Here is an 11838-nt window from a genome sequence, read left to right as displayed (position 1 = left end):
TTTTTGACTTGAGGGAGGTTGAGAGGGGGTGTTGAGTTTCAAGAGGCGAGGCTAGCCTGGGGAAATGGGATTCCCGCCTTCGCGGGAATGACAGCGTTAGGCGGGGATGACGCGGGTTAGCGTGCGTGGCGGGGCATGCTGGAAACGATCGGATGGATGGCCTTGCGGGCGCAAATGGCGCGGCCTCTCGTGGCTTTAGGTCTTCAAAGATAGATCCAGCAGTTTTTCAAAATACACCGACAAGGGATCCGCAGGCCCTGGCCCGAAGTGCTGGCATGTCCGATAGCCAAGCTTGCGATACAAGCCCAGCGCCTCCGGCTGCCGCACTCCGGTTTCGAGCCGCACCAGGCCGATCCCATGGTCGACCAGGTGCCGTTCCAGAACGTCCATGATCGCCTTGCTGATTCCTCGTCCCCGGAAGCGGGAGTCGACGAAGATGCGCTTCACCTCGCCGAATGCCGCGTGCCCCGCTTCGTCGTACTTCATGCGTACCGCGCCGCAGCCAGCAAGTTCTTCATCGACATACGCTCCCACGAACAAGCCTTCGCCCTGCAGCAGCGTTGCCGGGTCCGTCAGGTGGGGGGCGACTGCCGGATACAAGGCGAGCATGTAGGCATCGGCCTGCGCGACAAGGCGAAGGAGAGGCGGGTCGATGGCATGGATAGGCGCGATCAGCGTCATGTTGAAGGACGGTCATGTTTTATCAGATCCGATTGTAAGACAGCAAACCCTCTTCCTGCTTGAGGCACTTTCGCCACGAAGAAAGCATCGACATATGGTCGTTTCGCAGAGGAACTAATGCTTTCCCTCACTATCTATTCGTGCTTAACAACAACAAATTGTGCACAAGCTTTTCGGTGTGCCGACCTGGTTCTCAATGAGAAATTCTGCAGCGTTACGCATTTCCGAAGACATCGAGACAAGTGCCGTTCCCCTCCTGCTGCCCGAAGAGGCGATCGTTGCCCCGCCGCCTGCCGCGGTCCCGTCTCGACGTTACATCCCCGTCCGGAACAAGTTCGTCCTGGCGTGGGCCTTTTCCCTCTCATGGACCTTGTTTTCCTGGTACTTCGGACAAGGCTGGATAGACGAACTCGCCACGCACATCGGCACCCTGCCTGCCTACCTCGTGGTGTTCGGCATCGCCATCATCCCCGGCTTCATGAATGCCTTCCTCGTTGTGTCGCTCCTGCTGGACCGGCGGCCGCCGCGAAAGCCGCTGGACCTGCCCTATCCTGAACTGACGATCCTGATCGCGGCATACATGGAAGAGGCGAACATCCTGTCCACGCTGGAGAGCATCGAGAAGCAAAACTATCCTGGCGTGCTGCAGGTCATCGTGATCAACGATGGATCGACCGACAATACCGGACCACTCGTTCGCGCGGCGAGAAAGGATTACCGCTGGCTGAGACTGATCGACCTGCGGCGAAACATCGGCAAGGCGCGCGCCCTGAACGTTGGCCTGGGTGAAGCGAGTTATGAAATCGTGGTGACCATCGACGGCGACTCTTACCTGCACAAGGACGCGCTGAAGAACATCGTCGAGCGCTACATGACCGATCCCTGCAAGACGAGCGCGGTGGCGGGCTGCGTGCTGGTGCGCAATTCACGCCGCAACTGGATAACGAAGATGCAGGAATGGGATTACTTCCATGGCATCGCCGCCATCAAGCGCATCCAATCCCTGTTCCATGGCACGCTCGTCGCGCAAGGCGCCTTTTCCCTCTACAGCAGGCGGGTGCTGCGTGAAGTCGGCGGCTGGCCGAACTGCGTCGGCGAGGACATCGTCCTGACCTGGGCGATGCTCAAGGCGGGATACCGCATCGGGCATTGCGAGGATGCGCTGCTGTTCACGAACGTGCCGGAGACGCTGTCGATCTTCGTGCGCCAGCGGCAGCGCTGGTCCCGCGGCATGCTCGAAGCATTCAAGTGCCATCCGCAGATCCTGACGACGCGGCGGATGGCCACGGCCTTCATTTACTGGAACGTGCTGTTTCCCTTCCTCGACCTGATCTACACCGTGGCCTTCATTCCCGGCATCGTGCTGGCCTGCTTCGGATGCTACTGGATCGCAGGACCGATGACGCTCGCCCTGCTGCCGCTGACCTTCATCATCAACTACCTGATGTTCAGGAACGGCAAGGAGCTGTTTGACCGCATGGGCCTGAAGGTAAGGCGCAACCGGCAGGGTTTCCTGCTTTACACGTTGGCATACAGCCTGCTGCTGCAGCCGGCGTGCTGCCTTGGCTACGTGTCCGAGCTGCTCAAGCTCAAGAAGACCTGGGGGACCAAATGAAGCATGGCTGGCTCGTGGTACTGGCGCTCGCGCAGGGCAGCGCCATCGCGCAGGTGTGCGCCGAGCGTGCGCCCGCCGGGCAGGTCGACGCGCAGGCGTTCGTGGCGAGCGACAGCGAACATTTCGATACGCGCCGCGCCGGCGCTTCCTATTGGCTCACGCCATGCCAGGAACGCAATCGTGTCGGCATCGGCGGGCGCCTGCACTGGTTCGAGCAGGACGGCTGGAACCGGAGCGGTCAGCAAGTCCTGCTGCTTGGACAGGGCAAGGACACGGCTGCGGGCTCCTACTGGCAGGGAGAAGCGGGAGTGCTGTCGCAGCATGGCAAGAATCTCGCGACCTTCGATGCCACCTACCATGGCACGCTCGGTCCCGCCACGAGCTGGGAAGCATTCGCCAATCGCGATTTCGTGGAAACGGCGGCCGCGCTCGACCAGGGCATCCACGTCAACTTCTTCGGCGCAAGCCTGGAGCATGGGCTCAATGCGCACCTGACCGGGGTGGCGCTGCTCGGGCATCAATCCTTTTCCGACGGTAACGAACGCCTGCACGGCAGGCTCAGGCTCATCTACCAGCCCTTCCTCGACAGCGGCTTCACGGTCCAGGCGCGCTATCGCTGGTTCCGCAGCGAAGGCGACGAAGGCAGGCGCGCGTACTTCAATCCGGACCGTTACCATGAAAGCATGGTCATGGCTGGCTGGCGCAAGCGCAGCGCGGACTGGACGGCGGTGGTGCTTGCGGGCGTCGGACGGCAACGCGTCGGCGAGGACGATGCCACGCCGACCAGGCTGCTCGACGTGTCGCTGGAAAAGCGGATGACCGACGCGCAGGTTCTTTCCTTGAAGGCGGGCTATAACCAGAGCGCCTCCTACGGCGGACCGGATTATCGCTACAAGCAGGTCCAGCTTCAATGGCAATGGCGCTACTGACCGGCGCGTCGCGCTGACGACTCATTCGGCTTGCAGGATAGGACTGGCCAAGGTTTCCAGGAACTTCAGCAGCGCTTCGATTTCCGCCGGCGTCAGGCCCAGCGGCCTGAGTTCGGAATGGCCGAGAGCGGCGTCGGGCGCCTTGTCATAGTGCGCGACCACGTCGCGCAGCGTCGCCTTTTGCCCGGCATGCATGTAAGGCATGCGTGCCGCGACGCCGCGCAAGCCCGGCGTCTTGAAGGCCGAGACCATCGCGGGATCGCCGGTGGCGAGAAAGCGCAATTCTTCGCACTGCTCCGGCCTCGCATCGCTGAACTTGCCCAGGCAATTGAATTCGTCGCGCAGCAGTTTGGTGATCGCGCCTGACCTGCCTGGATCGGGCTTGCCGGAGATCGCAGGGATGCCGGTGTTGTGGAAATGCTGGTCCGTCAGCAGCGGCCCGTTGTGGCAGGTCACGCAGCGGCCCTTGCCGATGAAGACGCGCAGTCCTGCCTTCTCTTGCTTGTCCAGCGCGTCTATGCCGGCCTCGTTCCTCGTGGCGACCGCCTCGATATACCGGTCCAGCCGCGACGGTCCGAAGCCGAGCGTCTTTTCATAAGCCGCGATGGCCTTGCCGATATTGGCGAAAACACGCGATACGTCCTCCCGGCGTTGCGCCGGCAAGCCTGCCCAGGCAGCTTGCTGCGATGGGTTGCCGGACGGCCCCGCCGCGGGCGGCAATCCATCCAGGGATGGCATCTTGCCGAAGATGGCTTCATAGCCCGGACGATAATGGGCGGCGATCGTTCGAGCGTACGCCATGCGGTTGCCGCCATGCTCCAGCGGGTCCTCTAGCGGCCCGAGCGCCTGTGACCAGAGACTGTCCTTGCGGCCGTCCCAGAACAGGAAGGCGGCATGTCCCGCGCCGACGACCGGCATGGTGCGGCGCATGCCCTCGCCGATGCCGCGCCCGCGGGGAAGGGAATCCTGGAACTGCCGCTCGGGAGCGTGGCAAGACGCGCAGGCAACCTGGCCATTGCCGCTCAGGCGCTTGTCGAAGAACAGTTGCTTGCCTAATGCGGCTGCCGTTGCGGCGACCGGCGCGGCTTCGGCCGCGTTCGATGGATCGGCCGGCGCCGCGCCGAGGCGCCTGATGTGCAGCGAAGACAGCAGGCTGATCTCGCCGCCGCTCCATCCGTCGAATGCCTTCAGGTCGGCCGCCGCGGCCAGCACCAGCGTCGTCGTCAGTGCGAGCATGACCAGGGCGAGTCTTGCCATTGTGTTGATCTTCATCCAGATTCTCCCTCGTCCGGGTTGGCGGTTCATTCGGGGTTGATCACGACATTGAAGGTAATGCCATCGTTGCCGTCCTTCGCATCGATCTCCAGCTTGAGCTCCCACCAGCCGGGCATGCTGAACTTCATGCCCTCCAGCAGGTAGCGCCCTCGCTCCAGTTCGCGGGTCACTCGCGGCTGGGTGGGGAAGCCGTGGCCGTGCTGGGGCATGCCGCCGCCGACGGCGATGCGCGCCTGGGTGACGGGTTCGCCCGCCGCGTCGTTGAGCTTGATTTCCCATGCATGCATCTTGTTGATGACGATAGGCGCAGAGACCGGCTTGATGGCGGCGACGTACTTGCCCTTGTCCGTGGGGCGCTCGGTCGCGAGATTCAGATCTTGCGGCGGCGTCATGCATCCAATAAGAGCGGCCGACACGGCCAGAGAGGCGATCGTTGCGTGGAGATTCATGTTCATGTCCTTGTCCGGTATGGGTTTGGCCGCATGGCAAGCACGCGGCGCAGGCAGGGTTTCCCGTCTTCCCGTGAGGAATGCGGGCAGCGATTGAAGTTGTTTCGGTTGCCAGTGTTCGCCTTCCCATGATGGCAAGGTCAAGCGTTAATCGATGCCTGCTTTTCGCGGGCCGGCGGCAGGCCCTACAATGGCGCCATGCCTGCCAAACCTCCCATCTTTCCCGGACCGAATACCGCCCGCGGCGCGGTGCTCGCAGTCCTGCTGTCAAATGCGGACCAGACCGGCGCCGAACCGCTGCGCGGGCGCATCACGCTCGCCGCGATCATCCGGGCCTTGAAGCGCAAGTACCATTGGCCGATCGAGACGACGAGCTTTCCTTCGAATGCCGCCGATGGCCGCGCCACCTGGGCAACGGTGTACAGCATTCCGCCGCACGTCATCGCCGCCGCGCTGGATGCAGGCGGACGGGAATGGCTCGAGAGTTGCCGGCCAGGCAGGACGCGCGCCTAATAAGGTCCGGCGCATCCAGTCGCGATTGCCGCACGGGACGTGCATCCCTTGAAGAATTTGACAGTTGATGACGGCCGTCATTTATAATTGCGGCATCCATCTCCAGGACCGCACATGAGGAAAGACAACACCCACGCCCGCCTGGTCTCTTTCGAGGAAATGAACCTTCAGGTCGGGGCGCGCCTTCAGATCCTGCTGGTGCGCGACGTGAAGCCGATCCAGTACTTCTGCTCGCTGGTCGGATTCGCGAAGGGAGAATTCCTCATCATCAGGCTGCCCGCGAACGTGCAGGGCCAGGGGCCTTTCCGCGAGGGCGACAAGCTGACGGTCAGGGTGTTTTCAGGGGTGAAGGTGTGCAGCTTCGACGTGACGGTGATGCGCCTGTACGAGCAGCCGCTGCACTGCTTTCACGTCTCGTTTCCCGACCAGGTGCTCGGCACCAGCCTGCGCTCCGCCATGCGCATCAAGGTCGATATTCCCGCCAGCCTGACGAAGCCGGGCGACGCCGCGTTCGCGGCATGTCCTGTGCTGCTGGACAACGTCAGCATCTCCGGGGCGCTGGTCGCGGCTCCGGCGGAAATCGGCAAGCCGGAAGAAAAGGTGCAGTTGCAGTTCTCGATCTTCAGCCAGCCGCTGGATCTCGAGATGTCGATCACCGCGAATGCGATGATCAGGAACGTGGTCGCGGAAGGAGACGGCGACGCGAAGCGCTACCTGATCGGCGTGGAATTCATCGACCTCGATTCGACCTCGCAGATCGTGCTGCAGAACCTGGCCTACAAGACGGTGCTCGACGACCGCCATAAGATCGTCTGAGGTAGCGCGTCCCTTAGGCCACCGGGCGCCGCTCAGGCCGCGGCCGGCGCCAGCTTGAACACGCTCACGGCCTGCGCAAGCTGGACCGCCTGTTCCTGCATGGCTTCCGACGCGGCCGCCGCTTCCTCGACCAGGGCCGCATTCTGCTGCGTCACCTGGTCCATCTGCGCGATCGCGGCATTCACCTGCTTGATGCCGGTCGTCTGTTCCTGGCTCGCCGACGTGATCTCCCCAATGATGTCGGTGACCCGGCGGACCTGCTCGACGATATTGCCCATGGTCGCACCCGCCTGGTTGACGAGGCTGCTTCCCGTCTCCACCTTGAGGACCGATTCATCGATCAGTTGCTTGATCTCCCTGGCGGCATTCGCGCTGCGCTGCGCGAGGGTGCGCACTTCGCTCGCCACGACGGCGAAGCCGCGGCCCTGTTCACCGGCACGCGCCGCTTCCACTGCCGCATTGAGCGCGAGGATGTTGGTCTGGAAGGCGATGCTGTCGATGACCGACACGATGTCCGCCACCTTCTTGGATGATTCGTTGATCGCGCTCATCGTGTCGACCACGCGGGAAATGACTTCGCCGCCTTCCGACGCCACGTCGGCTGCGGTACGGGCCAGGGTGTTCGCTTGCTGCGCGTTGTCGGCGTTCTGCTTCACGGTGGAGGTCAGCTCGTCGATGGACGATGCCGTTTCGCCCAGCGAGCTTGCCTGCTCCTCGGTGCGGGACGACAGGTCCTGGTTGCCCGAGGCGAGCTGGGTCGAGCCGGTGGCGATCTGTTCCGTGCCGTTGCGCACCTCGGTGACGATGCGTCCGAGGTTGTCGTTCATCTCCTTCAGCGCGGCCATGAGCTGTCCGGTTTCATCCATGGACCCCACTTCGATATGACTGGTCAGGTCGCCCGTGGTGACGCGCTTCGCGAGTTCGACGGCCGCGGTCAGCGGCCTGGTGATGCTGCGCGCCAGCAGGACTGCCAGCACCATGCCGAGCGCGATGGCGAAGGCGGACACGGCGATGACGAAGGTCCGCGACGTGCCGATGATGTCATGCACGTCGGACGTCGCGGCAGCCATTTCCTTTTCGGCGTGGTGGATGACGACTTCCATGTCGGCGACGATCCTGCGACGCAGCGGGCTGCATTCCTTGACGAGGAATTCGCCGAATTCCTGCATCTGCCCGGCTTCGCGGTACTTGCGCGGGCGGTTGAGCTCCTGCGCCATCTGCACCAGTCCCTTGCTGACCTTCTCGAAGTCGGCGTCGCCGGAATAGCGCGGCGCCAGTTCCTTGAGCACGTCCATGAAGATGGCCTTCTGCTGGTCGACGATGGCCAGCTCGCGCTTCGCATCGTCGTTGTCGGTGAACACATAGGCGTTACGCGCCGCGATGCCCGTCTGCGCGAGCGCTTCGCGGGCGACATACAGGGGGTGCAGGCGGTCGACGATGACGCTGTCCTGGCGCGTCACGGTATTGTCGATGCTCAGCATGCGGGCGACGGCGACGGCGGCGAGCGCCATCAGGAGAATCAGCAAGATGCCGAAGCCGAGCGACAGGCGCGTGCCGATTCTGATGTCCTTGATCCTCATGGTCTCTCCTGTGATTTTTATCGACGCGTTTCGATGAACGCGGCTGACGGCCGCCATCCGTCCTTAATTCGAATGGCATCGTCGCTTATTTCCGCAAAGAAATTAACGAAGTAGGATGGGTGCTTCTTGTCTTTGCGGTGAGGAAATTATTACATATGGGAATGGGCGGCGTTATCCCATTTTCATGGGAGACCCGCGCCGGGCACGGTTTTGCGCCGGTTTTCGCGTTTGAAATGCAACACCTCAGGCCAAGCGAAGCATGGTGAAAATGCGATTAAGTGATGAATCTGATGAAGCCGTCGAAAAGCGTTATCAAGGCTTTAATATTTACGCACCATCAGATAAGCACTCCGCTCATAATCCGGAAAAGGGATCGATGGGCTGCCAGGCCTCCTGCACCTGCACGTCCACCTTGTCGGCGGCGGCGCGCTCGCGAACGAAGCGCAGCGAGGCGTCGAAACCGGGCTCCCGCTGGAGCGGTTCATCGAGCGGCTTGAAGAAGTTATCCCAGTGAACCGGGATGATGCGCTTGGGGCGTACCGCCTGCACGATCTCATGCCAGTACTCCTGCTGGTAGTCCGCCTTCGTGCCGGCCAGTCCGCCGATGCCAAGATAGACGACGTCCGCGCGGCGGTCCTTCAGCGCGCCGGGTATGAAGCCGGCGCTGCCTTGCACGAGGATCGCGCGGCCGTCGTGCTCGACCAGCACGGAATAGCATTCGCCGAGCTTGTAGTCGGTGATCTTCGATGGCGGTTCGAGCGGCTCGGTGATGTTGCCGGGCGCGAAACCGGTGGGCAGGTGCGCGGAATTGATCATCGTGACCGTGAAACGGCCAAAGCGCATGCTCTGGCCATTGCCGACGACACGGATGCGGTCTTCGGGGAAGCGGTAGCCGCGCGCGATGTTGGCCGTCGATTCCGAGCCGAGCAGCAAGGCACCGGTCTTCGCGGCCACCACGGGAGAATCGAGCGCGTGATCGTAGTGGGAATGCACCGGAATGACGGCGGCAAGGGAGCGCACGCCGGCGCGCTGCAAGGCGCGGTCTATCCGGCTTTCGTTCGGACCGATCTGTCCGGCAAGTTCCGATTGCGCCGGCCGGCTGAAGAATCCGTCGGTCATGATCGCCGTTTCACCATCGTCGAAGAGCAGCGTGCTCACGCCAAGGAAGGTGACCCTGAGGCCGCCGGCTTTTTCGCTGCGCTGCTGCGGGGGCGAAGCCGTCTGCGAGGCGGAAGGCGCGGTGCCCGCCATGCAGGCGGACAGCGACATGGCGCATGCGATGATCAGCAGGAATGGCTTCATTCAGTCTCCGGATGAGGTTGCTGGATGGGATGCGGCCGCCTCGGAATCGCGCCCGCCTCAGAAAAGAGGCAATTGCACCTCGTGGATCCTTGCCTGGCGCAGCACCCACTTCTTCGCCGCCAGCAGGTTGTCCGTTTCGCCCCGCACGGTGCCCACCTCGCACAGGTAACGGGGGTCGTTGCCCTCGTCTGCCGTCAAGGAGACCTTTCCCAGGCGTTCATGCCGGCGCCACAAGGTATGGCAGCGGTAGCCGCGCTGCCATTCGAGATCCGTTGTCTTCTTCCTTCCCATGGGACGTAACGATACTGGGTTTGGCAGACTCAGACAATCCACCCCGTCAACGGGAAGCGATGCAAATTTCACAATACCCGCCGACGGGATACAATGACGAAATCACAAATCTAAGAACCAACAGCATGGGCATCCGGTCGCGGTTATTGGTTCTCGTCTTTTCCATCCTCATTCCATCCCTCGTTGGTGCGGGGCTGGTGATCTATTACGTCTATCACGCCCAGCAGCAGTCCTACCGCACCAGCATCCAGGACCTGGGCAACGCCATGGCAGGCTTGCTGGACAAGGAGATGACGGAACGCATCAAGGTCCTCGACACCCTGGCCCGCTCCCCCACCATCAGCGACAACAACCTGGAAGGCTTCTACCGCTTCGCCCAGGAGGTCGCGGCGAACCATGACGCGGTGATCATCCTGTCCGATGCCGCCGGCCGCCAGATCATGAACACCCGCCGCCCCTTCGGCGAGACCGTCCTGCCCGGGATGCCCGAATCCATCCTGTCTCAGCGCCAGAAGCTCGGCCCCTTGCCTCCCGTCGTATCGGACATTTACTTCGCGCCGCTGAGCAAGGGACACAGTTTCGCGGTCCAGGTGCCGGTGGAGCGGAATGGACGCCTGCTCTATTACCTGTCGACGGGTTCCTTCACCAGCCAGCTGCAGAAACTGCTGGACGATCACCGGTTGCCCGCCGGATGGATTGCCACCATCATCGACAGGCAGGGCGTGGTCGCCGCCCGCAGCCTGAATCCCGACAAGTTCGTCGGCGCATCGGCCGACAAGACCCTGCTTCGCAAGATCATCGCCGAGAAGCAGGGCAGCAACGACGGCGTCACGCTCGACGGCACGCCGGTCACCGCTTTCTTCAGCCAGGCCCCGCATTCGGAATGGACCTTCCTGGTCAGCGTGCCCAGCAGCGCCCTTACCGGCACCGCACGCCAGGCGACCGCGTTCGTGGCCCTGGTGGCGCTGCTGCTGCTCGGCCTGGGGACGGCGGTGGCAGCCGTCATCGCCCGCAAGACCGCCAAGCCGCTGGAAGACCTGCGCCGCGCCGCCGCCGACCTCGGCGAGGGCAAGCGCGTCGGCTGGAAGCCGAGCGGCGTTGTGGAAATCGACACGGTCAGCCTGGAAATGGCCCGTGCCAGCGAACAGATCCGCAGCGCCAAGGCCGACCTCGAGATGCGGGTGGCGGAAGCGGTCGCCACCGCCGAACGTTCCCAGAAGGCATTGCTCCAGTCGCAGAAGCTGGAAGCGCTCGGCAGGCTGACGGGCGGCATCGCGCACGACTTTAACAACGTCATGCAGACCCTGACGACGGGCCTGCAGCTGATCCTGTTCGCGACGGTGGAACCGCGGGTACGGCAGACGGTGGAGGCCTGCCAGCGCGCCGTCGAACGGTCCGCCGAGCTGACGCGCCAGCTCATGGCCTTCGGGCGGGTGCAGGAAGTCCACCTGGAAACCGTGGACCTCGCGCGCCAGCTGGAAGCCATCCGGCCGCTGCTCATCGGCGGCCTGCGCAGCGACATCGACCTGAACATAGCTCTTCCGCCCGGGCTGTGGCCGGTGACGGTCGATGCCGCGCAGCTGGAGCTGGCCTTGCTCAACGTGGCGATCAACGCCCGGGACGCGATGCCCCTGGGCGGCAGCGTGTCGATCTCGGCAGGCAACCTCACCCTGACCGAAGCGGCCGGTGAACTTGTCGCGGGCGACTACGTGCGCATCACCGTGACGGATACCGGCGAAGGGATGCCGCCGGATGTCCTCAGCAAGGCGCTCGATCCATTCTTCACAACCAAGCCGGTGGGCCGGGGATCGGGGATGGGATTGCCGCAGGCGTACGGCTTTGCCAGGCAGGTCGGCGGCAGCCTCGCCATCGACAGCCTGCCGGGCCGCGGCACGACCATCGCCTTCCACCTGCCGCGGGCAATCGAGTCCCTGCCCGGCCGGAACCTGGCGCTTCCGCAACCCATGCCGGGGCCGGCCGGCTCGTCCGGAACGCTCCTGTACGTGGAAGACGATCCCCTGGTCTCGTCCGTGGTCGCGCCGGCCCTGCGCGCGGCGGGATTCGAGGTACGGGAAGCCGCCAACGCCGCCGACGCGATCGTGCTCCTGGCAAGCCACGGGCCCTTCGACGTGGTCTTCTCCGATATCGTCATGCCGGGGCAATCGACAGGCATCGACCTGGCCGAGCATGTCCGGACCCGGTATCCGGAAACGGTCGTCGTGCTGGCAACCGGCTACTCGGAGCGCCAGGCGGCGGTGCCCGGCGTGAAGATCCTGGCCAAGCCCTATGACGTGGCCGACGCCGTCGCCATCATCAGAAACGCCATGGCGACCGAGCCAGGCGTCCGGGACACCGCGCGCGTGCCGGATGCCTGACTCCGCCCACCG

General features: G+C 63.5%; 11 protein-coding genes. 5 read left to right on the top strand and 6 right to left on the bottom strand.

Annotated elements, in window-relative coordinates; all coding sequences use genetic code 11:
* Positions 1 to 195: 195 nt before the first annotated feature.
* The gene (locus G3574_RS14975) at positions 196 to 681 is read right to left on the bottom strand and encodes a GNAT family N-acetyltransferase (RefSeq protein WP_163964576.1); all 486 of its coding nucleotides are present in this window, start codon (positions 679 to 681) and stop codon (positions 196 to 198) included.
* A gap of 196 nt (positions 682 to 877) precedes the next feature.
* Between G3574_RS14975 and G3574_RS14970 the strand changes: the two genes are divergently transcribed.
* On the top strand, positions 878 to 2296 hold the full coding sequence (locus G3574_RS14970; RefSeq protein WP_163964573.1) for a glycosyltransferase family 2 protein: 1419 nt from the start codon (positions 878 to 880) through the stop codon (positions 2294 to 2296).
* Positions 2293 to 3225, top strand: a complete 933-nt coding sequence (locus G3574_RS14965; protein WP_163964570.1) for a hypothetical protein — start codon at positions 2293 to 2295, stop codon at positions 3223 to 3225. Before G3574_RS14970 ends, G3574_RS14965 begins: the two co-directional genes overlap by 4 nt.
* Positions 3226 to 3246: 21 nt before the next feature.
* Here G3574_RS14965 and G3574_RS14960 read toward each other — a convergent pair whose 3' ends face one another.
* Positions 3247 to 4497, bottom strand: a complete 1251-nt coding sequence (locus tag G3574_RS14960) for a cytochrome-c peroxidase (protein ID WP_235953455.1) — start codon at positions 4495 to 4497, stop codon at positions 3247 to 3249.
* 29 nt (positions 4498 to 4526) lie between these two features.
* Entirely contained in the window at positions 4527 to 4949 is a 423-nt protein-coding gene (locus tag G3574_RS14955; RefSeq protein WP_163964567.1) for a FixH family protein, read from the bottom strand.
* A gap of 198 nt (positions 4950 to 5147) precedes the next feature.
* Here G3574_RS14955 and G3574_RS14950 point away from each other — a divergent pair, with 198 nt between their 5' ends.
* Together G3574_RS14950 and G3574_RS14945 are read left to right on the top strand one after the other, a co-directional pair.
* Positions 5148 to 5462, top strand: coding sequence for a hypothetical protein (locus G3574_RS14950; protein WP_163964564.1), 315 nt, complete (start codon positions 5148 to 5150; stop codon positions 5460 to 5462).
* A 114-nt stretch (positions 5463 to 5576) separates the two neighbouring features.
* The gene (locus tag G3574_RS14945; RefSeq protein WP_163964561.1) at positions 5577 to 6278 is read left to right on the top strand and encodes a flagellar brake protein; all 702 of its coding nucleotides are present in this window, start codon (positions 5577 to 5579) and stop codon (positions 6276 to 6278) included.
* Positions 6279 to 6310: 32 nt separating this feature from the next.
* Here the strand turns inward: G3574_RS14945 and G3574_RS14940 are convergent, their stop codons facing one another.
* From G3574_RS14940 to G3574_RS14930, 3 genes are all read right to left on the bottom strand, one after another.
* The gene (locus G3574_RS14940; RefSeq protein ID WP_163964557.1) at positions 6311 to 7858 is read right to left on the bottom strand and encodes a methyl-accepting chemotaxis protein; all 1548 of its coding nucleotides are present in this window, start codon (positions 7856 to 7858) and stop codon (positions 6311 to 6313) included.
* A gap of 354 nt (positions 7859 to 8212) precedes the next feature.
* Entirely contained in the window at positions 8213 to 9160 is a 948-nt protein-coding gene (locus G3574_RS14935) for an MBL fold metallo-hydrolase (protein WP_163964554.1), read from the bottom strand.
* Between the two features lie 57 nt (positions 9161 to 9217).
* Positions 9218 to 9451 (bottom strand): hypothetical protein, encoded by a 234-nt coding sequence (locus tag G3574_RS14930; RefSeq protein ID WP_163964551.1) that lies wholly within the window; start codon positions 9449 to 9451, stop codon positions 9218 to 9220.
* A gap of 125 nt (positions 9452 to 9576) precedes the next feature.
* Here G3574_RS14930 and G3574_RS14925 point away from each other — a divergent pair, with 125 nt between their 5' ends.
* Positions 9577 to 11826, top strand: coding sequence for a hybrid sensor histidine kinase/response regulator (locus G3574_RS14925; RefSeq protein ID WP_163964547.1), 2250 nt, complete (start codon positions 9577 to 9579; stop codon positions 11824 to 11826).
* Positions 11827 to 11838: the final 12 nt, after the last annotated feature.

Source organism: Noviherbaspirillum galbum, from assembly GCF_010974945.1.
GTDB classification, from domain to species: domain Bacteria; phylum Pseudomonadota; class Gammaproteobacteria; order Burkholderiales; family Burkholderiaceae_D; genus Noviherbaspirillum; species Noviherbaspirillum galbum.
Note: the sequence above shows the minus strand (reverse complement) of the source record. Positions and strands in the feature narration are given on the sequence as shown.

Excerpts from the sequence above, each read along its gene's own strand:
- G3574_RS14975 (WP_163964576.1), bottom strand. The coding sequence starts at position 681 with ATGACGCTGATCGCGCCTATCCATGCCATCGACCCGCCTCTCCTTCGC.
- G3574_RS14970 (WP_163964573.1), top strand. The coding sequence starts at position 878 with ATGAGAAATTCTGCAGCGTTACGCATTTCCGAAGACATCGAGACAAGT.
- G3574_RS14965 (WP_163964570.1), top strand. The coding sequence starts at position 2,293 with ATGAAGCATGGCTGGCTCGTGGTACTGGCGCTCGCGCAGGGCAGCGCC.
- G3574_RS14960 (WP_235953455.1), bottom strand. The coding sequence starts at position 4,497 with ATGAAGATCAACACAATGGCAAGACTCGCCCTGGTCATGCTCGCACTG.
- G3574_RS14955 (WP_163964567.1), bottom strand. The coding sequence starts at position 4,949 with ATGAATCTCCACGCAACGATCGCCTCTCTGGCCGTGTCGGCCGCTCTT.
- G3574_RS14950 (WP_163964564.1), top strand. The coding sequence starts at position 5,148 with ATGCCTGCCAAACCTCCCATCTTTCCCGGACCGAATACCGCCCGCGGC.
- G3574_RS14945 (WP_163964561.1), top strand. The coding sequence starts at position 5,577 with ATGAGGAAAGACAACACCCACGCCCGCCTGGTCTCTTTCGAGGAAATG.
- G3574_RS14940 (WP_163964557.1), bottom strand. The coding sequence starts at position 7,858 with ATGAGGATCAAGGACATCAGAATCGGCACGCGCCTGTCGCTCGGCTTC.
- G3574_RS14935 (WP_163964554.1), bottom strand. The coding sequence starts at position 9,160 with ATGAAGCCATTCCTGCTGATCATCGCATGCGCCATGTCGCTGTCCGCC.
- G3574_RS14930 (WP_163964551.1), bottom strand. The coding sequence starts at position 9,451 with ATGGGAAGGAAGAAGACAACGGATCTCGAATGGCAGCGCGGCTACCGC.
- G3574_RS14925 (WP_163964547.1), top strand. The coding sequence starts at position 9,577 with ATGGGCATCCGGTCGCGGTTATTGGTTCTCGTCTTTTCCATCCTCATT.